25 protein-coding genes and 1 tRNA gene are annotated in these 23,575 nt (G+C 69.4%); 16 read left to right on the top strand and 10 right to left on the bottom strand.

From position 1 onward, the window contains the following. Window positions 1–228: 228 nt before the first annotated feature. The 4 genes from E1289_RS39390 to E1289_RS03855 all read left to right on the top strand — a co-directional run bounded on the left by E1289_RS39390 (window position 229) and on the right by E1289_RS03855 (window position 3,443). Window positions 229–1,281 (top strand): pirin family protein, encoded by a 1,053-nt coding sequence (locus E1289_RS39390; RefSeq protein WP_165970332.1) that lies wholly within the window; start codon window positions 229–231, stop codon window positions 1,279–1,281. 93 nt (window positions 1,282–1,374) lie between these two features. After that, window positions 1,375–1,767 (top strand): GNAT family N-acetyltransferase, encoded by a 393-nt coding sequence (locus E1289_RS03860; protein ID WP_131975317.1) that lies wholly within the window; start codon window positions 1,375–1,377, stop codon window positions 1,765–1,767. A 37-nt stretch (window positions 1,768–1,804) separates the two neighbouring features. After that, window positions 1,805–1,945: a hypothetical protein gene (locus tag E1289_RS37975; protein ID WP_165970331.1), complete on the top strand. Its 141-nt coding sequence runs from the start codon at window positions 1,805–1,807 to the stop codon at window positions 1,943–1,945. Window positions 1,946–2,156: 211 nt separating this feature from the next. Continuing rightward, complete coding sequence (locus E1289_RS03855) at window positions 2,157–3,443, top strand: glutaminase (RefSeq protein WP_131975315.1); 1,287 nt, start codon at window positions 2,157–2,159, stop codon at window positions 3,441–3,443. A 563-nt stretch (window positions 3,444–4,006) separates the two neighbouring features. Here the strand turns inward: E1289_RS03855 and E1289_RS37970 are convergent. After that, window positions 4,007–4,180, bottom strand: coding sequence for a hypothetical protein (locus E1289_RS37970; protein ID WP_165970330.1), 174 nt, complete (start codon window positions 4,178–4,180; stop codon window positions 4,007–4,009). Between the two features lies 1 nt (window position 4,181). Beyond that, a complete protein-coding gene (locus tag E1289_RS03845; RefSeq protein WP_131975313.1) occupies window positions 4,182–4,481 on the bottom strand; it encodes a hypothetical protein in 300 nt (99 codons plus the stop codon). An 88-nt stretch (window positions 4,482–4,569) separates the two neighbouring features. Here E1289_RS03845 and E1289_RS38870 point away from each other — a divergent pair, with 88 nt between their 5' ends. Then, window positions 4,570–5,091 carry a hypothetical protein gene (locus E1289_RS38870; protein WP_207928773.1) on the top strand — a complete coding sequence of 174 codons (522 nt, stop codon included), beginning with the start codon at window positions 4,570–4,572 and terminating at the stop codon, window positions 5,089–5,091. A gap of 77 nt (window positions 5,092–5,168) precedes the next feature. Here E1289_RS38870 and E1289_RS03835 read toward each other — a convergent pair whose 3' ends face one another. After that, window positions 5,169–6,053, bottom strand: coding sequence for a LysR family transcriptional regulator (locus E1289_RS03835; protein ID WP_131975311.1), 885 nt, complete (start codon window positions 6,051–6,053; stop codon window positions 5,169–5,171). 71 nt (window positions 6,054–6,124) lie between these two features. On the opposite strand from E1289_RS03835, the gene E1289_RS03830 reads away from it, so the two are divergent. Then, a complete protein-coding gene (locus E1289_RS03830) occupies window positions 6,125–6,724 on the top strand; it encodes a short chain dehydrogenase (protein ID WP_131975309.1) in 600 nt (199 codons plus the stop codon). 153 nt (window positions 6,725–6,877) lie between these two features. On the opposite strand, the gene E1289_RS03825 is transcribed toward E1289_RS03830, so the two are convergent. Next, complete coding sequence (locus E1289_RS03825) at window positions 6,878–7,504, bottom strand: TetR/AcrR family transcriptional regulator (protein ID WP_131975307.1); 627 nt, start codon at window positions 7,502–7,504, stop codon at window positions 6,878–6,880. 73 nt (window positions 7,505–7,577) lie between these two features. On the opposite strand from E1289_RS03825, the gene E1289_RS03820 reads away from it, so the two are divergent. Continuing rightward, the gene (locus E1289_RS03820) at window positions 7,578–8,981 is read left to right on the top strand and encodes an MFS transporter (protein WP_131975305.1); all 1,404 of its coding nucleotides are present in this window, start codon (window positions 7,578–7,580) and stop codon (window positions 8,979–8,981) included. Beyond that, window positions 8,978–9,580, top strand: a complete 603-nt coding sequence (gene wrbA, locus E1289_RS03815; RefSeq protein ID WP_131975303.1) for an NAD(P)H:quinone oxidoreductase — start codon at window positions 8,978–8,980, stop codon at window positions 9,578–9,580. The genes E1289_RS03820 and wrbA overlap by 4 nt, the downstream gene beginning before the upstream one ends. A 380-nt stretch (window positions 9,581–9,960) precedes the next feature. On the opposite strand, the gene E1289_RS03810 is transcribed toward wrbA, so the two are convergent. Then, window positions 9,961–10,485, bottom strand: a complete 525-nt coding sequence (locus E1289_RS03810; protein ID WP_243712591.1) for a MarR family transcriptional regulator — start codon at window positions 10,483–10,485, stop codon at window positions 9,961–9,963. A 241-nt stretch (window positions 10,486–10,726) separates the two neighbouring features. On the opposite strand from E1289_RS03810, the gene E1289_RS03805 reads away from it, so the two are divergent. Continuing rightward, window positions 10,727–11,995: a PHB depolymerase family esterase gene (locus E1289_RS03805; protein WP_131975301.1), complete on the top strand. Its 1,269-nt coding sequence runs from the start codon at window positions 10,727–10,729 to the stop codon at window positions 11,993–11,995. A gap of 215 nt (window positions 11,996–12,210) precedes the next feature. Here E1289_RS03805 and E1289_RS03800 read toward each other — a convergent pair whose 3' ends face one another. Then, on the bottom strand, window positions 12,211–13,590 hold the full coding sequence (locus tag E1289_RS03800) for an SLC13 family permease (protein ID WP_131975299.1): 1,380 nt from the start codon (window positions 13,588–13,590) through the stop codon (window positions 12,211–12,213). A gap of 18 nt (window positions 13,591–13,608) precedes the next feature. Continuing rightward, complete coding sequence (locus E1289_RS03795) at window positions 13,609–14,793, bottom strand: CoA transferase (RefSeq protein ID WP_165970329.1); 1,185 nt, start codon at window positions 14,791–14,793, stop codon at window positions 13,609–13,611. 133 nt (window positions 14,794–14,926) lie between these two features. On the opposite strand from E1289_RS03795, the gene E1289_RS03790 reads away from it, so the two are divergent. Further along, the gene (locus E1289_RS03790; protein WP_165970328.1) at window positions 14,927–15,829 is read left to right on the top strand and encodes a LysR family transcriptional regulator; all 903 of its coding nucleotides are present in this window, start codon (window positions 14,927–14,929) and stop codon (window positions 15,827–15,829) included. On the opposite strand, the gene E1289_RS03785 is transcribed toward E1289_RS03790, so the two are convergent. Continuing rightward, complete coding sequence (locus tag E1289_RS03785; RefSeq protein WP_207928778.1) at window positions 15,774–16,109, bottom strand: SDR family NAD(P)-dependent oxidoreductase; 336 nt, start codon at window positions 16,107–16,109, stop codon at window positions 15,774–15,776. The two genes, E1289_RS03790 and E1289_RS03785, sit on opposite strands and share 56 nt — an antisense overlap. Before the next feature lie 129 nt (window positions 16,110–16,238). Between E1289_RS03785 and E1289_RS03780 the strand changes: the two genes are divergently transcribed. The 3 genes from E1289_RS03780 (at window position 16,239) to pntB (ending at window position 19,865) form a co-directional block, all read left to right on the top strand. Then, window positions 16,239–16,541 carry an EthD family reductase gene (locus E1289_RS03780; protein WP_131975293.1) on the top strand — a complete coding sequence of 101 codons (303 nt, stop codon included), beginning with the start codon at window positions 16,239–16,241 and terminating at the stop codon, window positions 16,539–16,541. Between the two features lie 321 nt (window positions 16,542–16,862). After that, a complete protein-coding gene (locus tag E1289_RS03775; RefSeq protein ID WP_131975291.1) occupies window positions 16,863–18,395 on the top strand; it encodes a Re/Si-specific NAD(P)(+) transhydrogenase subunit alpha in 1,533 nt (510 codons plus the stop codon). 3 nt (window positions 18,396–18,398) lie between these two features. Beyond that, window positions 18,399–19,865 (top strand): Re/Si-specific NAD(P)(+) transhydrogenase subunit beta, encoded by a 1,467-nt coding sequence (gene pntB / locus E1289_RS03770; protein ID WP_131975289.1) that lies wholly within the window; start codon window positions 18,399–18,401, stop codon window positions 19,863–19,865. A gap of 156 nt (window positions 19,866–20,021) precedes the next feature. On the opposite strand, the gene E1289_RS37965 is transcribed toward pntB, so the two are convergent. Next, window positions 20,022–20,130: transfer RNA gene (locus E1289_RS37965), tRNA-Lys, on the bottom strand. Between the two features lie 220 nt (window positions 20,131–20,350). Then, a complete protein-coding gene (locus E1289_RS03765; RefSeq protein WP_131975287.1) occupies window positions 20,351–20,923 on the bottom strand; it encodes a hypothetical protein in 573 nt (190 codons plus the stop codon). A gap of 464 nt (window positions 20,924–21,387) precedes the next feature. On the opposite strand from E1289_RS03765, the gene E1289_RS38865 reads away from it, so the two are divergent. From E1289_RS38865 to E1289_RS03755, 3 genes are all read left to right on the top strand, one after another. Beyond that, a complete protein-coding gene (locus E1289_RS38865; RefSeq protein ID WP_207928772.1) occupies window positions 21,388–21,663 on the top strand; it encodes a hypothetical protein in 276 nt (91 codons plus the stop codon). A 427-nt stretch (window positions 21,664–22,090) separates the two neighbouring features. Next, the gene (locus E1289_RS38860; RefSeq protein ID WP_207928771.1) at window positions 22,091–22,495 is read left to right on the top strand and encodes an integrase core domain-containing protein; all 405 of its coding nucleotides are present in this window, start codon (window positions 22,091–22,093) and stop codon (window positions 22,493–22,495) included. 50 nt (window positions 22,496–22,545) lie between these two features. Beyond that, complete coding sequence (locus E1289_RS03755; RefSeq protein ID WP_131975285.1) at window positions 22,546–23,325, top strand: hypothetical protein; 780 nt, start codon at window positions 22,546–22,548, stop codon at window positions 23,323–23,325. Window positions 23,326–23,575 lie beyond the last annotated feature (250 nt).

The following is a 23,575-nucleotide window of genomic DNA, read 5'->3' as shown; positions in this document are numbered from 1 at the left end:
CGCTCGTTCGAGGAGGCGCTCTTGTCCGCGGTGGAAGACACCAGGCACGTCCACCGCGGCGCTCCTGTGCGCACCTTCGACACCGACGCGCCCTTGGAATTCGCCCAGAGCAGCCGCATCCCGCTCCACCCTGGCGGCGGGCTGTGGCGCAAGCTCGCCGGCGGACAGCGAGCCACCGCCGACGCGCGCGTCGCCAATGGCCGTACTGCGCCAGATCGGAGAACTGCGATGACCACCCCAGAGGCCCACCCGGGTCCCTACGTGTGCACCGGGGGCGACCTGCCAGGGCCGTGGGCGAAATGCGAGGGCAGGGCCCCGGTCGAGATCATCAGCGCCCGTGCCGTGCCGCTGGGTGGATTGCGCGCGATGAACGTGCGCCGCACACTGCCGCAACGGCAGCGTTCGTTGATCGGAGCGTGGTGCTTCGTCGACCACTACGGGCCGGACGACGTGGCGGCCACCGGCGGGATGGACGTGGCGCCGCATCCGCACACCGGGCTGCAGACGGTCAGTTGGCTGTTCGAAGGGGCCATCGCCCACATCGACTCCGGCGGCAACAGCGCGGACGTCCTCCCCGGAGAGCTGAACCTGATGACGGCCGGGGCCGGCATCTGCCACTCCGAGACCTCTGCCCCGGCCGCCGGCCGGCTCCACGGGGTGCAGCTCTGGATCGCCCTGCCGGAGGAGGTCCGGCACAGCGGGGGACGCGGGTTCGAGCGTTTCGTGCCCGAACCCGTCGAGTTCGCCGGAGGGTCCGCGCTGGTCTTCCTCGGTTCGCTTCTGGGTTCGCGGTCGCCGGTGAGCATGTACACGCCGCTGGTGGGGGCCGAACTCCGGTTCGCTCCCGGCGCTGAGATCGATCTCGATGTCGATCCCGGGTTCGAACACGGTCTCCTGGTGGACACGGGCGAGTCCGTCACGCTCGAAGGGGTTCACGTACCCAAGGACGCCATGGGCTACACCGGGGTGGGGTCGCAGACACTGCGCATCGCGAACGGCAGCGACGAACCGGCCAGGCTCGTGCTCCTGGGAGGTGTCCCCTTCGGCGAGGAGGTCGTCATGTGGTGGAACTTCCTGGGCCGCTCGACGGAGGAGATCAGGCAATACCGGGATGAGTGGGAGAACCACGGCGAGCGGTTCGGGCGCGTCGAAGGTTACGTGGGACACGGCGGCCCGGGAAAGAACCGCGACGGCATGGCGAGAATACCGGCCCCGGAGCTGCCCCAGGTCCGGATGCGGCCGAGGAATAACCCCCCGCCCCACGCACGGTTCGACGGCTGACCGACCCGGCTGGCGCTTGCCCCGCCTCGTCCCCGCGAACCACTGTGCCCGCCCCCACCGAGTTGGACACCAAGCCCCAGAGAGGTACCCGAAGTGACCGAACTACGGACCGACAGAACCGGCGCCCCCGTACATATCGCGCTCGACGAGACACGCGCCATCAGCGCCTACACCGTGCGCCTGGACGACGGAACGTTCGCCGGCCGTGCGGACTTCGTCGACCCGCCGGAGGCCGGCGGCGAGCGCATCTTCTTCCACACCGAGATCGCCGAGGAGTTCGGCGGTCGTGGCCTGGCGGGACTTCTCGTCCGCGAGGCGCTGGCGGACAGCATCCGCAAGGGCCGCATCGTCGTGCCCGTGTGCCCGCTCTTCAGCAAGCACCTGGACAAGCACGGCGAGGACTACAAGGCCGATGGCGGACGGTTCCGCCGGCCGAGACCGGCCGACCTCACGACCGTCAAGCAGGCGATCGAGGGTGGGGCGTGAACGCGGAGCGTCCCTACATCGCCCAGGACACCCCAAGGTGCACAGGGCGGCCGTCAAGGCGGCAGCGGCTTCCCGAATCGCAGCACACGAGACCGGACTCGGCGACGACACGATCGAGATGATCGACGTGTGCGACCGGGTCTCGATCGCCAGGGGCCACCCGGTGCTGATGAAGTAGGAGAACGGGGCCCGGCCGGCCTGGCGGCCGAGTGCCGTGAAAGGTGCTATGGCAACAGAGCCGGGCTGTCTCGAAATGGCTTGCCTCACCGCCGAGGCCGCTCAGCCTCGGCCTCTGAGTTTGTCGACATCGGACCGTGACGTGCAGAGGGACGGCCGCCGCTGCGGAGGCCGCTCACGCGTCGTCGGGTCCTGATCCCGAGGAGCGCGGTATGCGATCACCTATACCCGACTATCTCGCTGAGGTGTGCGAGGCCGTCGAACCCGACAGCTCCGGCGCGCCCGCGGACTACATCCCCGAGCTCGCAGCAGCCGACCCGGAGCGACTGGGTGTGGCCTTCGCGATGGTGGACGGCGCGGTCTACGCCGCCGGCGACGTCGATCAGGCGTTCAGCATCCAATCGATCTCCAAGCCGTTCGCCTACGCGCTCGCGCTGGCAGACCGCGGTTTCGACACCGTGCTGGACAAGATCGGGGTCGAACCATCGGGAGAGGCCTTCAACGAGATCTCGCTGGAACCAGGGACCGGCCGCCCGCTCAATCCAATGATCAACGCGGGCGCGATCGCCGCGCACTCCCTCGTCGGTACCGAGCAGATGGGAGCCGACGTCCGTCTGCAACGGATGATCGAAGGGCTGTCCGCATTCGCCGGGCGCAGCCTGGAGACCGATGAGTCGGTGTACACCTCGGAGATGGCACACGCCCATCGCAACCTCGCGATCGCGCATATGCTCCGAACCCACGACATCCTCACCCAGGACCCCGCAACAGTGGTCGAGGGCTACACCCGGCAGTGTTCAGTCCTGGTCACCGTGCGCGACCTCGCTGTGATGGCAGCGACCTTGGCCAACAACGGCGTCCACCCGGTCTCCGGACAGCAGGTGGTGCCGGGCCCGGTGGTGCGGCAGGTCCTGAGCGTGATGTCCACCTGCGGGATGTACGACTCCGCCGGAGACTGGGCGACCCAAGTAGGCATCCCCGCCAAGAGCGGTGTGGCCGGAGGGCTGATTGGGTCGCTTCCGGGGCAGGTCGGTATAGCCACGTTCTCCCCACGGCTCGACTCACACGGAAACAGTGTCCGCGGGGTCTCGCTCTTCGAACGCTTCTCCTCCGACATGGGGTTGCATCTGATGGAGGTCCCGGCACCGGCACGCGCGGTCGTACGCGGTACACGCGTAGTGGGCACGGGGGCAGCCGCGGGGAGGGTTGTGGAACTCCAGGGCGCGATCCGCTTCGCGGGTGCAGAGCGGCTCGTGCGCGAAATCGTGTCCATCGCGCCCAGTGAGCCCGGGATGGCTCTGGACCTCACACACGTCCACTCCATCGACGATGTGGCCCGCAGAATGCTGCTGGAGGTCGTGCGGCGGCTCACCCTCGACGGCCACGAGGTGTATCTGGTCGACCCGGAAGCGGTGGTGCCCGATCCCGATCCCGGCGACGGCGGCCGGGTTGTCACCGTCCGCACGGTGGAGGAGTTCGTGCGCTGTCGTGGAGGATGACCGACCGCATACTCGTCCGCGCACGTGAGCCCAGCCATGGATGCGAAGGGGACAACAGGTCCCCGGCGCTCGGACGGGGGCGACGGCCATGCGCTGGTTGCCGCGGCGCCCGCCCATGCCTCCGACGACCGCTACCGCCTGGCCCGACACCGGCGCCTCCTCGGCCGGCCTTGCTGGCGATGCCGGCGCCGACGGGCAGGGCCGTCAGGGCGACGATGGACACGAGCGGGGCCGGGATCGCCTTGGTGATCCTCGGGATCAGCACCATCAGCGCGAGCGCTGCGGCGACCAGCGGGTAGACCGGCCAGGGCACGTCGCGCAGCTCGGGCACCTGCGCCATGAAGATCAGGATGGCCAGGGCGTTGACGAACCCGACCATCACCGACCGGGGCGCGAACCGCATCAGCCGCGCGACGCCCAGGGACCCCAGGGCGATCCGCGACAAGACCCTGGACGCCTGAGTGCCTACCGATTCGCGGTGTCGTGTACTGGCAGGGCACGCAAGGCGGACATGAGCCGAGCCCAGCCCCTGCTTGAAGAAACGAGTTACACCCTTCGGAAAATCAGTTCTCCTCGTGTCGCTTCTTCCATTCGGCGACGACGGCCTTGACGTGTTTGCGGATGTCGTCGCTGCGGTCCGCGCTGCCGTTGATGTCACGGCACGCCTGGCCGTACTCGGCCCACAAGGCATCGTCGGCGAGGCGGAACTTTCGTTGTGGGCTGCCTGGTGTAGGCATGTCAGCCGTCCAGCTTCATGAGTAGCGAGCGCAGGTGGGGTGTTGCGGCGTTTTCTTGGCCGCGCTTCACCCACGCCGCGATGTGTTCGCTGACCAGCTCGGCGAGGCTCGCACACTCGTCGTCGCTGAGCTCAACCGTGGTCGTGGTGTTGGTCCGGCAGTCGTATGCCGTGAAGAGGATGTCTCCGACTGCCTGTTCGGCCGCGGGGGGCTTGCGGTTGCGCTGAGCATGCCAACCGGCACTGTTGTTGACGACGCCCCAAGCGTGCAGGGCTTCGTAGTTGGTGAGTTCGAGCCTCATGGGGCCGGTGCCTCTCGCTGCAGTGGTGTGGCCACACCCTACGCGGCCGCCCTACGGCTGTGGCCACACCCGTGGGGCGGGAAGCCCCTTGAACAACTCTTTCGGCTCACTCTCCGGCTACGCCGGCCTGAACCGTGCGGCTTTCCGGGCGGTGCGCCTCAGCTGGTGCGACATCCTCTCCGCCGGGCTGCTCACCGCGACCTACATCGACGTCCGCCGCCGCGACCTGCGCACCGTCCCACGAGCCACCGTCCACCGAACGATCGGCCCGATCAGGGTTTTCGCCGTGGTCGCGCCGACGGGCAGGACCGTTTTCGCGGTCCTGCCCGTCGGCGCTGTGTTCTTGGCGCGCGTTGTTAGAGCGCGCGGACCAGGTCGGCCTGCATGCCCTCGGGGCCGCGGATGGTTCAACCGCGCTGCGGCGCTCGCCCAGGCCGGTGACCCCGCCACGGTGCTGCGCGCGGTCGATGGCCTCGACCTGGACGGCTACCTCTACTTCCATTCGACCCGGGGCGAACTGCTGCGGCGTCTCGGCCGCGACGGAGAGGCCAGATCCGCGTATCGCCGGGCGCTCGACCTGGCCACGTCACCCCCGAGCGGAGGTTCCTGACCCGCCGCCTCGAACTCTTCTGACCCGGGTCGTCCCCTGAACGCGTGTTCGTTCCTCGCCTGGATATGAGCGACTACTCAGGCTGGGTGATTCAGCACGTCGAGGGCGGCGACGATCGCCGGATGCTCCTCCGAGCCTGACCTGATCACGGCCTCGATCGTGCGGCCCTTCTCCGGCAGCGGCAGGATCGCCACGCCGTCCGGCGGGTCGTCGCACAGCAGCCCGGGGAGGATCGTCACGGCCAGCCCCGTCGCCACCAGGGCCAGTGCCGACCGCAAATCGGTGTAGTCGTGCTCCAGCAGGGGCGTGAAGCCCGCGCTGTGACAGGCGTGCAACATGACGTCGCGGCAGGCGCTGGGCGGGGGTGTGGTGACCCAGCGCTCACGCCGGAGTGCCGCGACCCCCCGTTCCCCTGCGGCCGCTCGCAGCCTCTCCGGGACGGCGAGCGCCAGCGGGTCCTCGAAGAGCGTACGGGCGGTGAGTCCGTCGGGAAGGCCGGCCCCGAGGTGCCGGTAGCGGTAGTGAAGCGCCAGATCGAGGTCACGCCGCCTCAGCATCGGCAGGGCGTCCTCAGGCTCCGCCTGGATGATCCTCGGGCGCAGTCCCGGGTGGCGTTCGACCAGGGCGCCCGAGAGAGGGGCGGCCACCGGGGCGAGGGCGCTGGTGAAGCAGCCGATGACGAGCTCACCCGCGACCTGCCCGTCCGTGGCCCGCACGATGCCGTGCGCCCGTTCCAGTTCGGCGAGCACCCGCTCGCTCTGCCTGACCAGCGCGGCGCCGGTCGCGGTCAGGCTCACGGTGCGTCCCTCCCGGTGCAGCAGGACCGCATCGGCCTCGGTCTCCAGCGCCCGCAACTGCTGCGAGACGGCGGACGGGGTGACCTGATGCACGTCGGCGACCGCGGTGACGGTGCCGTACTCCGCCAGGTCGCGGAGCAGGATGAGGCGCCTCACGTCGAGCATGAGCTCATCTTAAAAGGACGTGCAGCATATGTAGCTGGACTCCACTGACCAATCTGGACGACCATCCGTCCATGAAGATTCTGCTCATCGGAGCCACCGGAACTCTCGGCCGTGCCGTCCACATGGTGCTGCGCGAACGCGGCCATGAGATCGTCACCGCTTCACGCACCGGCTCCGAGATTTCCGTGGACATCACCGACCCCGACTCCATCCAGGCGATGTACGAGCGGGCGGGGCGGATCGAGGCCGTGGCCAGCGCCGCCGGCGGCGTGCCGTGGAAGCCCTTCGCCGAGTTGAGCGCTCAGGATGTGCGGGACGGTCTCACCGGAAAGGCGTTCAGCCAGATCGAACTCGTCCGGCAGGGCAGCGCACGGGCGGCCGAGGACGGGTCCTTCACTCTCATCAGCGGTGTCCTCGTCCGCGATCCGCTCGTCCGCGGCTCGATGGCGTCAGTGGCCAACGGCGCCGTTGAGGCGTTCGTCCGAGCCGCCGCGATCGAACTGCCGCACCGCCAGCGGATCAACGCCGTCAGCCCCACCGTCTTCAGCGAGTCGATGGATCACTACGGCGACCTGTTCGCCGGCTTCGAACCCGTCCCGGCCGCCATGGCGGCAAACGCCTACATTCGCTCCATCGAAGGTCGTCAGACCGGCCAGGTGTACGAGATGTGACCTCTGTGAGCCGCCGAACTCAGTGACCTTCTGGACGGCCTCACCGCCGCGCCCGGCCGGCCGGCCGCGCTGGTGACGAGCAGGCGGGCCGCCGAGGTCTACGAATGCGCCACGAAGGGCTGCTCACCCTGCTCCATCGCCCTGGCCCAGTGGCTAACGATCGGCGGGTTCCGGAGGCCGGACGAAGGTCGCTTCGAACATGGCCCCGAGATGCTCGGCGGTGCGGGCGGCCGTCCAGCCGCGGGCGAGCAGACGTTTGAACAGGTCCGTGGCGATCAGAGACCACAGCATGTCGGCCGCCGTGTCGACCGTCCAGGGTTCGGCCAGGCGGCCCTCGTCGGCCAGGCGCCGGGCCAGCGCGCGGCAGCCGGCCATCTGCCTGGCGTCGATCGTCTCCCGGTAGCGGGCCGCGTCGGCGTCCACGTGCCGGACACGGTCGATCGCGCTGTCCACGGCCATCAGGCGCGGGTGGTAGGTGGCCAGGTGCCGCGCCCATTCCCGAAGCGCGGTGATCACGTCGGGCGCGTTGTGGACCGGGTCGAGCGACTCGGTGAGTCCCTCCTGTTGGGCCATGAAGTCGAACAGGGCGGTCACCAGCTCGGATCGGGAACCGAAATGCAGGTAGACGGCCTGCCGGGAGATTCCCGCATGGGCAGCGACGGCCGCGATGCTCAGCGCCTCGAAGCCGTCTTTCTCCAAGATGGCGCGGGTCGCCGCCAGTACCGCGTCCCGTGTCCGGCGGCTGCGCGCGTTCCGCGGATCTTTGATCTCTCTGGCCATGGGCTCCTTGCCAAAACTTGTCTCCGTGTCTACATTACCAACTTGACACAGTGACAAGTTTTTCGGGGGACTGGTGCGCGACGACGGCCTCGGTGCGCGGAACCGATGGTGGCTGGTCGCCGCCACGGGACTCGCCGTCTTCACGGCTCAGCTGGACGTGACCATCGTCAACGTCGCTCTGCCCACCATCGAGCACGACTTCGGCATCGGCACGAGCCTCACCGAGTGGGTCGTTCTGGGGTACGTTCTTCCGCTGATCGCGCTCAGCCTGCCCAGCGGGCGATGGCTCGACCGGGTGGGACGCCGGGAGGCGCTGACCTTGGCGGTCACCGGGTTCACCGCCGCCGGCGTCGCGGCCGGGCTCGCCCCGGGCATCGGCTGGCTGCTGGCGGCGCGGGTGGCGCAGGGCGCGTTCGGCGCCGCCCTGTTCGCGCTCGTCCCCGTGCTCACCACGATCGCGGTACGGCCTGAGGCGCGCGGACGTGCGATGGCGGTGGTGATGACGCTCGGGCCGCTGGGCGCGGTGGCGGGGCCCGCGCTCGGCGGGCTGGTCATCGAGTCGCTGGGCTGGCCTTGGATCTTCTACCTGAACGTTCCGGTGGGCCTGCTGGTCATCGCGATCGCGTGGCCCCAGCTGCCGCCGGGGCCGCGCCTGCGGCTGCCGGACCGGGCCTGGGCGGCCGAGACCGGGCTGCTCGGCACCGCCGCGGTCATGGTCATGCTGTCGCTGTCGCTCGCCGCCGCCGACGGGCCCGGGTGGTTCCCGCTGATCCTGGCCGCCGTCCCCTTCGTGCTGGCCTGGTGGCGGCTGCCGGCAGGGCGGCCGGTCCGTGAGCTGCTCGCCGTGCCGGGCATGGGCGCCCCGCACCTGGCGCTGCTGATGGAGATGGCGGCGGTCATGACCATCCAGTTCCTGATCCCGTTCCACCTGATGCGCGGGGGCGCCTCGCCCAGCGAGATCGGGCTGACCATGCTGGCGTTGCCGGCCGGTGTCATGGCCGCCGGACTGTGCGGCGGGCTGCTGTCCGACCGGCTGGGACAGGGCGGGCTCGCGGGGGCTGGACGGACCACCGTCGGCGGCATGTGCGTCCTGATCCTCGGCCTCGCCTCGTTCGAGACGTTCGGATACGAGCCCGTCCCGTCCCGGCTGGCCCTGCCGCTGGTCCTGGTGGGCGTGGGCGCCGGGCTGTTCGCCGGCCCGAATCAGACGATGGCCATGTTCCTGTCACCGCGGCACCTGCTGGCCACCACGGGCGCGACCACCAGCCTGGCTCGGCAGCTCGGCGTCGCCTTCGGCCCCGCGCTGGCGACCGTCACCTGGTCCCTTTCCGGCTACCGGTCCGTCCGCCCGGTCATCGGCGTGGCGTTCTGTCTCGCCCTGCTCGGCCTCCTGGCCCTGCTCCGACGGTCCCCGTCCGCCCCTGAAGGCCCCGCAACATCCGCCCCTCTTCCGGAACGAAAGGAACCGACACCATGACCAATGTCGCGATCATCTACTACAGCTCCACCGGCAACGTGCACGCCCTCGCCGTCGCGGCGGCCGAGGGCGCGGAGAAGGCCGGGGCCGAGGTGCGGCTGCGAAAGGTCACCGAACTCGCCCCCGCCCAGGCCATCGCCGGCAACCCCGAGTGGGCCGCGCACGCCGAAAGCACCAAGGACGTCCAGGAAGCCGTGGTGGAGGACCTGGTCTGGGCGGACGCGGTGCTGCTCGGCACCCCGACCCGGTACGGGGCGATGGCCAGCCAGCTCAAGCAGTTCATCGACACCACCGGTTCGGTCTGGAGCCGTGGACTGCTGGCCGGGAAGGTCTACGGCGCATTCGGCTCGGCAGGCACCGCGCACGGCGGCCATGAGAGCACCCTGCTATCCCTGCACAACGTCTTCTACCACTGGGGTGGGCTGATCGTCCCGCCCGGTTACACCGACGACATCCAGTTCCAGCTCGGCAACCCCTACGGCGTGTCCCACAGGAGCGGGGACGGCGGCCCCGGGGAGCCGGTCCTCGAAGGCGCCCGCTACCAGGCCAAGCGCATCACGCAGATGGCCGCGGCGCTCGCTCGGGGCCACGCCGCCTGACACCGTGCTCGGGAGCCGCACCGGCCCGCGTCCAGAACGTCGCACTCCGCCGTCCGGCCGGCTCACCCACATCCTTGCGTCCCAGCGGACCCACGAGCACCACACCGAGATCACTTGAGACAACCAGCCTGCCATGGAGCAGGTCTTCCCGGCATGCCGGGAAGACAGGAGCGACGCGCCGGCTGACCGGTGCCACCACCGCACCAGACGCTGCTGGAACTCACCGGCACCGACCACCAGCCGCCGCCACCGGCCGGCCCGCCTACCGCGACTTCCTGCCGAACCGACAACGAGCCGCCATGGACCGTTGGTGATCTCATGGCTTGCTCGGCGGCGGCCTCGCCTGACCTGCACGGACGAAGTTCTCGGCAAGTGCAGGGTCACCTGTCGGGGTCGCCAAGCCCGTGGAGGGGGCGCCGGTGGTCCAGGTGGTGGGTGCTCGTGTCGGACCGCAGGGCGTGTGCGCACCGTAGGAGGTTCTCGGCCAGCGACTTGCGGTCGACGGCGTCGATCTCGGCGAACATGATCGCTTCGATGTCGTCCAGCGCGCGGTCACAGCGCCGCAGGACGTCCAGGCCCCTGCCGGTGACCCGGGCGCGCAGCACGCGCCCGCCGTCCGGATGCGGATCGCGGCGGATCAGCTCGCGCCGTTCCAGGTCGCGGATGACCAGATTCATCGCCTGCGGCGTGACGAAGGCGATGCGGGCCAGCTCCGCCGACGACGGCCCGTCACGAAGATTCAGCTCGCTGAGCGCCATGTACTCGGTCGTGGTGACACCGTGCCGGGCCAGCGCATCGTCGAGACGGGCCCGGATACGTCGCTCCAACCGGAACACCAGATAGCTCACGCGCGGCTGCGGCGCACCGGCCGGCCGGGCCGGTGGGGGAGTGCGGCGGTCGGTCACCGGAAGACCATACCTCCGGCGCCTCCGGAACTGTTAGCCGTGAAAGTTTTCATGGATGCGTCGCAAGGATCTTGATATCAAGGCTCTTGATGCCAGCGGAAACTCGTTTCCCCTGATCTGATCGGCCGATGGACGTGATAAAGCGTTGACGCTGATCGACGCTCCACATATATTCCGGCAATTGATGCCGGTCCGCTGAAAATCACGGCACCAGCTCCCAGGCCCGAATGAAGGAGGGCGGATGAAACGACTGACGACCATGCTGGCCAGCGCATGCGCGGCGATGCTCTGTGCGGTCACGGCGGCCGTGCTGCCGGTACAGCACGCGGCGGCGGCCAGTCTGACGCAGGTCACTGGCTTCGGCGACAATCCGGGCAACCTGCAGATGCACGTTTACGTGCCCGACACGGCACAGACGTCGCCGGCGATCGTGATGGCGCTGCATCCGTGCGGTGGTTCGGGACCCGGCTTCTATTCGTCCAGCGAGTTCGCGTCCCTGGCCGACCGGTACGGATTCGTCGTGATCTTCCCGTCGGCGTCGAACAAGAAGTTCAACTGCTTCGACAACTGGTCCGACGCGTCGAAGGTACGCGGCGGCCGCACCGACCCCGTCTCGCTCATGTCAATGATCACTTATGCGGAGCAGCATTACGGCGGCGACCCGGATCGGGTGTTCGTGACGGGCAGTTCCTCGGGCGGCATGATGACCAACGCGATGGCCGCCCTGTACCCGGAGGTGTTCAAGGCGGGAGCGGCGTTCATGGGCGTCCCCTTCGCGTGCTTCCCCAACGAGGACGCCTACCAGCCCGGGGGCAACGCCTCGCCGTGCGTCGGCAAGACCGCGCAGCAGTGGGGCGACCTGGTGCGCCAGGCGAACCCCGGCTACGGCGGACCCTGGCCGCGGATGCAGCTCTGGCACGGCACCGCCGACAACGTCGTCTCCTACGCCGAACTGGCCGAGGAGATCAAACAGTGGACCAACGTGCACGGCCTGAGCACCACGCCCACCTCTACCGACACCCCGCGGTCCGGCTGGACCCGGCAGCGCTTCGCCGGTTCCTCCGGCACCGCCCCGGTCGAGGCGATCACCGTCTCCGGTGCCGGGCACAGCCTGCCGATGAGCGGCATGGCGCAGTACGCCGTCGAGTTCTTCGGCCTCGCCTCCGGCAACCCCACGACGCCCCCGCCGTCCGACTCCACCTGCCAGGTCACCTACACCGCCAACACCTGGAACAACGGCTTCACCGCGCAGCTCAGCATCACCAGCACCACCACCGTCAACGGCTGGACGCTGACCTGGGCCTGGCCGGGAGATCAGCACGTGACCAGCGCCTGGAACGCCGACGTGACCCAGTCCGGTGCCCAGGCCACCGCCCGCAACGTCCCCTACAACGCCACGATCGCCGCCGGAGCCGCCACGTCCTTCGGGCTTCAGGCCACCTATGGCGGGACGAACACCGCACCGACCGAGTTCAGCCTCAACGGCACCGAGTGCACAACAAGTCAGTAGTGAGCGCGGCCGACGTCTCGCCGCGTACGAACGGGCACTGCCGCGCGGCGGGGCCCGTGACGGCCGGGTACCGCGGGATGCGGTGCCCGGCCGTGCTGGGCCCTCCGCAACGTGACCCGCACGAACTTGAACCTCTCCTGGTGCTGACGGTCAGGCGGAGCGCGACCGGGACCGGCGGCCGGCAGGCGGCCGGTCCCGGTGGCGACTCCGGGGTCTCACCACCAGCTGAAGGCCAGCCAGGTCAGGAAGGGGGCGATGGGAATCGAGATGAGGCCGTAGATGAGCAGGTTGCGGAACAGGCGGGGCCGTGCCGAGGGTTCGGCGGCGCCGAGGATGAGGCCGCCGGTGATGCCGAGCGGGTTGATGTCGACCATCACCGAGGCCAGGGCGAGGGCGAGCACGCCGCCGACCGGGGACACGCCGTCGGCCACCAGCGGGGGCAGCAGCGGCATGGCGGTCACGAACACCGCGATGGAGCTGGCGGCGAAGGACGTCACCCCGGCGATGTAGCAGAGCACCAGCAGGCTGAGCATGGGCGACCCGTCCACCCGGAGCATGTCGCTGATCTGCTTGAACGCGCCCAGGTGCTGCATCAGGCCGACGTAGGTCAGCAGGCCGCCGATCAGCAGGACGACGTTCCACGGGATCCTGGAGACGATCTCGCCGGGTGGCAGGCGGAGCGCCAGCTGCAGGACCAGCGCCGCGGTGAGCCCGAGGTAGCCCACGTTCATGTCGAACCCGACCGAGAGGACGACCACGGCGAGCAGGCAGGAGACCGTGAGGGCGCGGACTCGGAACTGGTCCCGCGTCCCCGCGGGCGCCGGGGCGACGACCGTCGCCGTCCCGGCCGTGGCGGTGGACACGGAGGTTTTCGCCGGGGGCTCCGGAGCGGTGCCCTCCGGTGGGCCGCCATCAGTCGCCGCGCCGTCCGGCGCGAGGCCGTCCGGTGCGGCGGGACCGGACGGGGCGGCCACCCGGCCGGACGGAATCGCGCCGGTCCGTACGCCGACGAGCATCAGGGCCGTGCACACCAGCAGGCCGGTGATCAGGCCGCCGAGCAGGAAGGACACCGGCGCCGAGCCGGGGAGGGCGATGCCCTGCTCCTCGCTCAGCTCGCGCGCGGTGACGCCGTAGACGGCGAGCGGCGAGAGCAGCCCGCTGATGATCCCGGTGACGCCGAGGACGGCGGCGATCAGCGGTGAGACCCGGTACCGCGCGGCGAAGCCCAGCGCGATGGGGGAGACGATCGCGGTCGCGGCCGCGGGCAGGGTGCCGACGGCGGTGAGCACGGCGCCGATCGCGAAGGGGACCAGGACGATCAGCACCAGCCGGCCGCGGACCAGCCGCAGCATGAGGTCGAGCAGCCAGTCGAGTGTCCCGTTGAGATGGGCGGCGGCGAACAGGGCCGTCACCCCGACGATGAGGACGAAGAAGCCGGAGGGGAAGAATCCCGTCACGTCGTCCGTGGCCACATCGGCGGCGAGGCCGAGGAGGAACGCGGCGACCAGGGCGCCGAGCCCGAGGTCGAATGCGGGGATCAGGGTCGCCGCGAACAGCGCGACCAGCACGATGATGGACAGGGTGGCCATGGTCATGAGCACGCTCTTTCTCGGTCAGACCGCTCCTCGGTGGCGAAGTTCGTCGATCTCCGGTTCGGTGAGCCCGGCCAGGTCTCGCAGCACGTCGGTCGTGTGCTGGCCCAGCGCCGGCGCGGCGTCGCCGACGGTGGCGTCGAACCCGGAGAAGCGTCCGGCGGGCGCCTGCATGAGACGCGGGCGGCCGGTGCCTCCGTCCGGTACCTCCACCACCGATCCGCGGGCGCGGATGTGCGGGTCGGCGCAGATGTCCGCCGCCGAGTTCACCGGCCCGGCGGCCACCCCGGCGTCGAGGAGCAGCGCCATCAGCGGTTCGAGGTCGTGGGACGCGACGAACGCGGCGACCCGCGCCTCGATCTCCTCGCGGTGCTCCAGCCGGGCGGTCATAGAGTCGTGGACGGCGAGGTCCGCGGCGTCCATGACCTTGACCAGCCGGCGCCACATCTGCTCGGTCGACGCGGGCAGGGCCAGCCAGCGGCCGTCGCGGGTGCGGTAGAGGCTGTTCGGGCTGATGTGGGGGTTCTGGTTGCCCTGGCGCTCCCGGGTCTCGCCGGTCGCGCCGTACTCGGCGATGAAGTCCTCCATCATCCGCAGCAGCGGCTCGTAGAGGGGGATGTCGGCCAGCTGGGCCTCGCCGGTGATGTCCCGCTGGCGCAGCGCCAGCATGGCCGCGAACGCGGCGTAGATGCCGGTGACGCCGTCGGCCACGGGGTAGCCGGCGAAGACCGGCGGCTGGTCGGGGCCGCCTGTCCGGTAGGTCAGGCCGGCGAAGGCCTCCGCGACGCGGGCGAAGCCGGGACGGTCGGCGTAGGGGCCGGTGCGCCCGAACGCGCTCACATGGACCATCACCAGGTCCGGCCGGTACGCCCGCAGGTCGTCGAAGTCGATGCGGAACCGGCGCAGCGTCGCCGGGCGGAAGTTCGTCACGACGATGTCGGCGGCGGCGGCCAGCCGTCCGACCAGGCCGGCCGCCTCGGCGCGGTGCAGGTCGATCGTGACGCTCCGCTTGGCGCGGGCCAGCATCGCCCAGGCGACCGACTCGCCGTCTTCCAGCGGCGGATAGCGGCGCGCGGGGTCGCCGTCGGCGGGATGCTCGATCTTGATCACCTCGGCGCCGAACTCGCCGAGGAGCGAGGACGCCAGCGGGCCGGCCAGGATCGTCGACACGTCCAGGACGCGCACTCCGCTCAGCGGACCGGGCAATGGAATTCCTTTCACGAACGGTCCTGGGGGCGCGGACCGGAAATGGGTCTACGTCAAGATGCCCTGCGACCGGAGCACCGGGAAGACGTATTCGGCGCTCACCCGTGAAAGGTTTTCCTTCTATAGTGAGCCCGTGCGGGTGGAACGAGCGCGGTACTTCCTGGCCGCCATCGAGACCGGGTCGCTACGCGCGGCCGCCGCGAAATGCGGCGTCAGCCAGCCCACCATCGGGCAGCAGATCGGCCTGCTGGAGGAGGATCTCGACGTCGTCCTGCTCACCCGCAGCCGGCACGGCGTCCGCCCGACACCGGCCGGCCAGGCCCTGATGGAGCCGCTGGGACGCCTCGTGGCCGCCGAGGACGCGGTGCGCCAGTCGGCCATGGAGTCGAGCGGCGCCTACCGCGGCCGGGTCCAGATCGGCGGTGTCTCGGTGACCGCGGAGACGATCATCGCGCCGGTCGTGGGCCGGCTGCGGGAGCAGCATCCGGGGCTGCGGTTCACCGTCCGCGAGGGGGCCTCGGCCGCCATCGAATCAGCCGTGCTGGACGGGGGACTGGACTTCGGGGTGGTCACCATGCCGGGGACCCCGGCCGCGCCGGGCCTGCACCGGATACCGCTCATGTCCGCCCCGGTGGGGGTCTGCATGCGGGCCGACCATCCGCTGGCCGGACGCGGCCACGTCCATTGGCGCGACCTTGAGACCTGGCCCGTCGTCACCATGCGGGCGGGCACCGTCATGTGGGACATGCTGCACCGGCACGTGCCCGCCCCCGATGTCGTCGTCCAGGCCATGTCGGCGCGCACCGTCGAGGTGATGGTCGCCCAGGGGGTCGGGCTCGGCATCCTCGCCCGCTTCAACCCGTCGGCGGACATCGCCGACCTGGTCTGGCTTCCGCTGCGCGACGCGCCCCCCGTCCACGTGTGCCTGACGCAGCGGCGGGACGGCCGCCCCTCGCCGTCCGCCCTCATCGTCCGCCGCCTCATCCGGACCGAGGCCGACGTGCTTGCAGGCCCCGCCAGGCCGGTACCGCCGTGACCGGACGCGGCCGGTCCAAGATCTTGCGAATGGCTTCGACGACCTGCTCGGGCCGGAGCAACCTGCCGGAGAAGGACAGCGCCGACGCGGGGTCGGTGAGCTTGTCGTGGAGTATCGGGGTCCAGATCCCGTCCGGGCAGACGCAGGAGATGTCGATGTCCTTGATCCCGGCCGGGCGCAGGTCGGCGAGCGTGCTCAGGCTGAAGCCGATCGCGGCGTGCTTGGGCGCGCCGTACACCGCCTCGCCCGGGACCGCGGTCAGTCCCGCGAGGGACGCGATCGTTGACGCACACGGCGAACAGAGATGAGGTTGTCACGTGGTGACCTGCCAGGTCGGCCGGTTGCCACCTGTTGATGTTCACAGCCAATGACCAGGCCATGGCCACGACTCCCGCCTCGGAGGCCCTCCATGCACCGGCTCACCGTCCAGTACTTCTCCCCGGCCGACCCCGCCGCGTTCGACGAGCGATACGAGAGCGTGCACGTGCCGCTGGTCCGCGCGCTGCCGGGGATCGAGTCGTTCACCCTGGCGCGGCCGCGCCCGCTCCGGGGCGACGCGCCCTACCTCGTCGCCGAACTGTGGTTCGAGGACGCCGACGCGCTCCAGACCGCGCTCGGCAGCCCGGAGATGGCGGCGGCGGGCAAGGACGCGGCCACCTACGAGGTCGCCTCCGTGGTCATGTTCTCGGGTGAAGTGCGCGAGATGCTGTGACGGCCGTCCGATAACCGCCGCTGACGTTCACGTCCGCGCACGCCGGCGAGTTCACCGAAGCGCTGGACGACGTCCTCGAAACGGGCTGGTGAGGCGAGGCGTACTCCCGCGGGGGCAGTGCGCAAGTGCCCAAATGTCACAGCCAAGACTGGCACACAGTGTGTGGCGGAAGCGGTCGCGTTCGCGGCAGAATTACCTTGATGCCAAGATACTTGGCGCCGTCCGCTCGCCCACGGCCGCACTGGCAGACAGGCACCCCCCGGCCACCGGCGCGACGCCGCGCACCACGCGCTGGTGCGCGAGAGATGTGAGGTGCTTGTCATGATCGTTGGGGTTCTCAAGGAGGATTCGCCCGGCGAGCGGCGGGTGGCGGTGACGCCGGACACCGTTACCCGTCTGCAGAAACTCGGGTACGAGGTGATCGTCGAGTCCGGCGCCGGGGCCGGAGCCGGCTTTCCCGATGACCGGTACGAGGCCGCGGGCGCCGCCATCGGCGACGCGGTCGCCGCGGACGTGGTGCTGGGCGTCGACCCGCCCCCACCCGGGCGACTGGACGCACTGCGACCGGGAGCCGCACTGATCGGCCTGCTGAGCCCCCGGTTCAGGCCGGATCTGGTGGAGGACCTCGCCAGGCGTCCCATCACGGCACTGTCCCTGGACGCGGTGCCGCGGATCTCCCGGGCGCAGTCGTTCGACGTGCTCTCCTCGATGGCCAATATCGCCGGGTACCGGGCGGTGATCGAGGCCGCACACGAGTTCGGGCGGTTCTTCACCGGTCAGGTGACCGCGGCGGGCAAGGTGCCGCCGGCGAAGGTGCTGGTCGCGGGGGCCGGCGTCGCCGGGCTCGCGGCGATCGGCGCGGCCGGAAGCCTCGGCGCGATCGTCCGGGCCACCGACCCGCGGCCGGAGGTCGCCGACCAGGTGCGCTCGCTCGGCGGCGACTACCTCGCGGTCGCCGAGGCCGAGACCGGCGACGCACCGGACACCGGGTACGCCCAGGAGATGTCGGACGACTACAACGCCCGCGCCGCCGCGCTCTACGCCGAGCAGTGCCGTGACGTGGACATCATCGTCACCACCGCGCTCATCCCCGGGAAGCCCGCGCCGAAGCTGATCACCGCCGAGATGGTGGCGACGATGCGGCCGGGGTCGGTGATCGTCGACATGGCCGCGGCCAACGGCGGCAACGTCGAGGGCACGGTTCCCGGCGAGCGGGTGGTCACCGGGAACGGCGTGGTCATCCTCGGCTACACCGACCTGGCCGGGCGGCTGCCCGCGCAGGCGTCCCAGCTGTACGGGACCAACCTGGTCAATCTGATCGAGTCGATGACCCCGCAACGGGACGGCGAACTCGTCCTGGACTTCGACGACGTCGTGCAACGCTCGATGACCGTCGTCCGCGAGGGCGAGCTCACCTGGCCGCCGCCCCCGGTACCGGTGTCGGCGGCACCGGTGACCGCCCAGCCGGCGCAGCCGGACCCCGAGGGGGACGACGCGGACGGCGCGCCGAACCCGGCGCTGCGCCGGCTCGGCGCCGCCCTTGCGGCCGCCGGGCTGTTCGGCCTGATCGCGATATCGCCGGCGGCGCTGCAGGTGCACCTGACCGTGTTCGCGTTGGCCATCGTGATCGGCTACTACGTCATCGGGAACGTGCACCACGCACTGCACACCCCGCTGATGTCGGTGACCAACGCGATCTCCGGGATCATCGTGGTCGGAGCGCTGGTGCAGATCGGCGCGGGAAGCACGGCGATCACCGTGCTCTCACTCGCGGCGATCCTGCTCGCGAGCATCAACGTCTTCGGCGGATTCGCGGTCACCCGCCGCATGCTCGCCATGTTCATCAGGAGCTAGGCAATGACGGTCGCAACCGCGGCGACCGCGGCGTACATCGTCGCGGCGCTGTTCTTCATCCGCGCGCTGGCCGGGCTCTCACGGCACGAATCCGCGCGCCTGGGCAACACCTACGGCATGCTCGGCATGACCGTGGCGCTCGCCGCCACCGTCGCCCTCACCATCGACGGCGGCATCGGCCTCCCCGCGCTCGGGCTGCTCATGGCCGCGGTCGCGGTCGGCGCGCTGATCGGCCTGAACCGGGCCAGGGCGGTGGAGATGACCGCGATGCCCGAGCTCATCGCACTACTGCACAGCTTCGTCGGGCTGGCGGCGGTCATGGTCGGCTGGAGCGGCTACCTGCACGTCGAGCACCATCCCGAGGGGGCGGAGGCGGCGGCGCTCGCCCGCGAGGGCATGCTCGGCATCCACAGCGCCGAGGTCTTCATCGGCGTCCTCATCGGCGGCGTCACCTTCACCGGCTCGGTCGTGGCCTTCGGCAAGCTGTCGGGCAGGCTGAAGTCCGCGCCGCTGATGCTGCCGGGCAAGAACCTGCTCAACGTCGCGGCGGTCGTCGCGTTCTTCGCGCTCACCGTCGCCTTCGTCGTCGAGCCCCGGCCGTGGCAGCTCATCGCGGTCACCGCGCTGGCGCTGCTGCTCGGCTGGCACCTGGTCGCCTCCATCGGCGGCGGCGACATGCCGGTGGTGGTCTCCATGCTGAACAGCTACTCCGGCTGGGCGGCCGCCGCGTCCGGGTTCCTGCTCGGCAACGACCTCCTGATCATCGTCGGCGCGCTGGTGGGCTCCTCGGGCGCCTACCTGTCGGCCATCATGTGCCGGGCGATGAACCGCTCCTTCCTCTCGGTCATCGCCGGCGGTTTCGGCCTCGAGGCGGCCGCCGCGTCCGGCGCCGACCACGGCCGGCACCGGGAGATCACCGCCGAGGAGAGCGCCGAAGCGCTGGCCGCGGCCTCCTCGGTGATCATCGTTCCGGGCTACGGAATGGCCGTCGCCCAGGCACAGGTCCCGGTCGCCGCGCTGACCGCGCGGCTGCGTGACCATGGCGTCCAGGTCAGGTTCGGCATCCACCCGGTCGCCGGCCGCCTTCCCGGCCACATGAACGTGCTGCTCGCCGAGGCCAAGGTGCCCTACGACCTGGTGCTGGAGATGGACGAGATCAACGACGACTTCGGCGCCGCCGACGTGGTCCTGGTGATCGGCGCCAACGACATCGTCAACCCCGCCGCCGAGGAGGACCCCGCGAGCCCCATCGCCGGCATGCCCGTCCTGGAGGTCTGGAACGCCCGGCAGGTCATCGTGTTCAAACGCTCCATGGCCACCGGGTACGCCGGCGTCCAGAACCCGCTCTTCTTCCGCGACAACACGCACATGCTCTTCGGCGACGCCAAGGAGCAGGTAGCCGACATCCTCCAGGCCCTCAAACACCTCACGCCCCTGGCCGGCCGCCCCGAGGTCGTCTCGCGATCCTGACCACCACCGGGCGCACCGAGAGGACGCCGGGGCGGGAGCAGGCGCGACGCCGGCTCCCGCCCCGTGGGCGTGCGCTAGGACCGGCGGCGCAGCGCCGCACGCGCGGGCAGCGTGACCGCGAGCAGTGGGAGCCGTGTTTGCCCAGGTCAGGAAGGGTGGGTCGCGTGGGACTCGAACCCACAGCCTACGGATTAAAAGTCCGAAATTGTCGTGTCGGAACGGGTTGCACAGTGGCATTGTATGCCGAACCGTCCGCATCTCGCCCGATTTTCCTGCTGTCCAATGTTACTGCATGCCGATTAGTTTCAGAACTGCCGAGCCGACAACGAGCCGCCATGGGCTGTTGGTGATCGCGTGGCTTGCTCGGCGGTTACGGTGGGGGAGTGGCTGGCGCGGTGGCTACGCGATCATGCGGGTGCCGCTTCGACGCGTCGTCCGGTCGCCGTACTTAACCGGTTTAAATCGAGGGGATGTCGAGATCAATGCTAAGTGAGCTTGCCATTCTCGAGTTTTTCAAGTTCAAACTCAAGGTTCGTAGATATCTTTTCTAGAATGTATGGCACATAGAGGTGTACGGTCTCAAAATCAGAATCAATCGTCACTGGATCGAGAGGCTTATTGTCGTGGTAATAGTTGATGTAATCAACAATGATCTGTCGTTCATGGATGGGTAGCGCCTGGAAAGGGTCGCGCGCCATATGGTCGTGAGAGCTGGACAGGTGAATGAAGGTGCAGCCAAACTTGTAAACTATCTTCGGCCAGCCATCCGAAATTCCTGTATTGTCCACCATCTGTCTATCGAATACAGGTTTCCCTGAAGCGCCTCTCCAGCGCTCACCATTCACTGAGTCGGCAAGTAGTTGAGCCTGGCGTTCAGGTGGCTGTGAATTCAGGTAGATTACGCGGACCATTGAGTCAAGCTCTTGTCGCAGGATGCCTACGCTAATTGATCGCCAGCCATTTTCTATGACGACGGGCATAGCTTGCTGGTGCTCTACCGAGCGCTGTTGGACTTGCCGACAAAAGGTTCTTAGATCATTGCTATGTTCCGTGCCCATGGTGAGATGATAGTGATGAACGTTAGTCTCGGCTATGTATCAATCTGATCGGTCCTGGCCACATCAGGCCTGGCGCATTGGGGGCAGTAAGGATGCGGCATGTGAAGTGATGTGACCAAGCGCTATTGAGTGGCTTCGGGTCGTCATGATGAGTGCAGAAATTCTGGTCCGCTGGAGCGGCAGACGCATGGTGAGGCGGCTCAGGACGTCCAGCTGAGTAGCGGCCGGTGTCCAGAACCTGGGATGGGCTTGTCCGTTATGCGGTGAAAGGACTGGGTGGTCGTTGCGGGCCGCCCAGCATGAAGGCAATATCGCCTGGCTCCGACTCGGGAACTCCGAGTTCGAACCGTGTGCTTGCCGAAAACTATGTCCGTGCAGGTGAGAGACGTAGTGCCCGGCAGGCAGCGGCGCCGGGCTTGGCGGTTCCGGCCGGGCCATGACACCGCTGTGCCGCGGGAGGATGGGTGGCTGTGCTGTTGCGACTGGCCTACCTGACCGTGGCGAACACCTTCGCGGCCCTCCGCCTGCTCCCGATGACCGATCGGGACAAGGACGCTGAGATCTTGGTGCCACGGCATCCAATCACGGTGCTGGAACGCCAACTGGAGGCGACGAGGGTGCAGTTCACCGCTCCGGACTGGGCACTGCTCGCGGCGCTGCTGCACCCGTTGCGTCGCGGTGGGACTTCGGCGGATACGGCTCCTGGTACGGCCAGACACGGTGCTGCGCTGGCGCCGTGACCTGATCGCGGGCCTGCGCGCCGCCCGATCCAACCCCACAAGGCCGGGGCCGGCCACCGACCGTCCGCTCCATCCGGCTGCTGGTACTCCGCTTGGTGCGGGAGAACCCGGGCTGGAGCTATCGGCGGGTGCACGGTGAACTGCTGGTGCTCGGCGTCAAGGTCGCGGCCCCTACCGTGTGCAAGATCCTCAAGGAAGCCGGCATCGATCCGGGCGTCCGAGCGTTCCGCCACCACCTGGGCCGGGTTCCTGCGTTCCCAGGCCGAGGGGCTGCTGGCGTGCGACTTCCTGGAGACCGTGACCCTCATGGGCGCCCGCACGTACGTGCTGGCGGTCATCGAGCACCGCACCCGCCCGCATCCGGGTTCTGGGCGCCACCGCCCGCCCGACCGCAGCGTGGGTGACCCAGGCGGCTCGGAACCTGGTCATGGACCTGGAGGACGTGGGCTGCCGGGTGCAGTTTCTGATCCGTGACCGGGACGGCAAGTTCCCCGACCTGTTCGACACTGTCCTGGCCGATGCCGGCATCAGGGTGGTGCTGACCGGGGTGCGGATGCTCAGGATGAACGCGGTGATGGAAGGGTGGGTGCTGACCTGCCGCCGCGAGCTCCTCGACCGCACGTCGATCTGGAACCAGCGGCACCTGCTCCACGCCCTTCGCGAGTTCGAAACCTTCTACAACCAGCATCGGCCTCACCAGGGCATCGCCAACGCACGCCCCTTGAAGCCACTACCTCCACCGATCAGCGAACCCGACGAGATCGCCCAGCTGAACATCAGAAGAAGTCAACGTCTTGGCGGCATCCTGAACGAGTACCGGCATGCGGCTTGACGTGCACGGACGAGGTATTCGGCAAGCACAGGGCCTGGTGCGGCCCCGACATGGTCAGCAAAGTGCTCGGCGGCCTCGACGGCGACGCGAGCCTGCACGCCCGGCTCCGCTACGCCAGCGCTACCCCGCGGCCCCGCTGGCCCGTCCTGTCCGCTGGGGCCATCACCCGCCGCGCGGCGATGATCCCCGCGATGCTGTGGCCAGGCTGGACTCTGCGGCTGCTGCCGCGGTCTCGTCATTCCGCGGCCGAGGATGACGCGCCGCACAGTGCCACGTGCAGTTCCTTCCGGCGCGGCTGTGCCAGCTTCCTGCTGCTGCCCGGAGGGCCACCGCAGCTGAACTTCGAGTGCGCCAGCCCGCTGCTCGCCAACCACTCTTTCGACACCGACCGCAGCGCAGTGGAACGCATCATCTACCGCGAACGCGGCCTTACCCCGCTGGCGTCAGTACTGGCCCAACTCGCCTGCGCCCTGGACGAGCACGGCAGTCCCATCAACGACACGCGGCGCCGCGCGCTGTTCACCGGCCCGGAATCGGTCACCCTGGACCTTGACGCCTACACACGGCTGCGCCTCCAGCACGGCTGGAGCAGAAGCTACGCCCCCCGCCTGGCCGTGCTGCACTGGTACCTGCTCGTCCTGCTCACCGGCGAGCACCCCGCCATCCCCGGGGCGAGGAAGCCGTTCGGCTGGCACTGCACCAGCTTCCGCTACAGCGCACCTGGCCCGCTGCGTGCCTTCCTGCGCCAGCAGGCCGAGGCAAACCTCGCCCGGTACGGCATCACCGAGCCCCTCACCTGGGAACCGCCCGCCTGCTGGGTCACCTTGTAGGACTGGCCCGGCGCCGACCCCACCAGCCTCGCAGGAGACGAGGTCGCCGCCGTGCTGGCCGGGACCGGCTCCGTGCACGAGGCGGCCAGTGTCCTCGGCCTAACCGCCGAGCATGTCCGGCTGTACTGCGAGATTGCCGGCACCGGCCCGCCGCCCGCCACCGCCAACGGCCTGCCCGTCTCTCCTCCGCGGGCCGAAGTCCTCAGCCCTGCCCGGCTCCGGGACCTTTACGAGCACCAGAACCTGCCCA

It is taken from the genome of Actinomadura sp. 6K520, assembly GCF_004349245.1.
Taxonomy (GTDB): domain Bacteria; phylum Actinomycetota; class Actinomycetes; order Streptosporangiales; family Streptosporangiaceae; genus Spirillospora.
This window is presented reverse-complemented; position numbering and strand designations above follow the sequence as displayed.

Excerpts from the sequence above, each read along its gene's own strand:
- E1289_RS03805 (WP_131975301.1), top strand. The coding sequence starts at position 10,727 with ATGAAACGACTGACGACCATGCTGGCCAGCGCATGCGCGGCGATGCTC.
- E1289_RS03855 (WP_131975315.1), top strand. The coding sequence starts at position 2,157 with ATGCGATCACCTATACCCGACTATCTCGCTGAGGTGTGCGAGGCCGTC.
- E1289_RS03830 (WP_131975309.1), top strand. The coding sequence starts at position 6,125 with ATGAAGATTCTGCTCATCGGAGCCACCGGAACTCTCGGCCGTGCCGTC.
- E1289_RS03765 (WP_131975287.1), bottom strand. The coding sequence starts at position 20,923 with ATGGGCACGGAACATAGCAATGATCTAAGAACCTTTTGTCGGCAAGTC.
- E1289_RS03845 (WP_131975313.1), bottom strand. The coding sequence starts at position 4,481 with ATGAGGCTCGAACTCACCAACTACGAAGCCCTGCACGCTTGGGGCGTC.
- E1289_RS03775 (WP_131975291.1), top strand. The coding sequence starts at position 16,863 with ATGATCGTTGGGGTTCTCAAGGAGGATTCGCCCGGCGAGCGGCGGGTG.
- E1289_RS38860 (WP_207928771.1), top strand. The coding sequence starts at position 22,091 with ATGGACCTGGAGGACGTGGGCTGCCGGGTGCAGTTTCTGATCCGTGAC.
- E1289_RS03755 (WP_131975285.1), top strand. The coding sequence starts at position 22,546 with ATGGTCAGCAAAGTGCTCGGCGGCCTCGACGGCGACGCGAGCCTGCAC.
- E1289_RS37970 (WP_165970330.1), bottom strand. The coding sequence starts at position 4,180 with ATGCCTACACCAGGCAGCCCACAACGAAAGTTCCGCCTCGCCGACGAT.
- E1289_RS03825 (WP_131975307.1), bottom strand. The coding sequence starts at position 7,504 with ATGGCCAGAGAGATCAAAGATCCGCGGAACGCGCGCAGCCGCCGGACA.
- E1289_RS03780 (WP_131975293.1), top strand. The coding sequence starts at position 16,239 with ATGCACCGGCTCACCGTCCAGTACTTCTCCCCGGCCGACCCCGCCGCG.
- E1289_RS03835 (WP_131975311.1), bottom strand. The coding sequence starts at position 6,053 with ATGCTCGACGTGAGGCGCCTCATCCTGCTCCGCGACCTGGCGGAGTAC.
- wrbA (WP_131975303.1), top strand. The coding sequence starts at position 8,978 with ATGACCAATGTCGCGATCATCTACTACAGCTCCACCGGCAACGTGCAC.
- E1289_RS03800 (WP_131975299.1), bottom strand. The coding sequence starts at position 13,590 with ATGACCATGGCCACCCTGTCCATCATCGTGCTGGTCGCGCTGTTCGCG.
- E1289_RS39390 (WP_165970332.1), top strand. The coding sequence starts at position 229 with ATGACCACCCCAGAGGCCCACCCGGGTCCCTACGTGTGCACCGGGGGC.
- pntB (WP_131975289.1), top strand. The coding sequence starts at position 18,399 with ATGACGGTCGCAACCGCGGCGACCGCGGCGTACATCGTCGCGGCGCTG.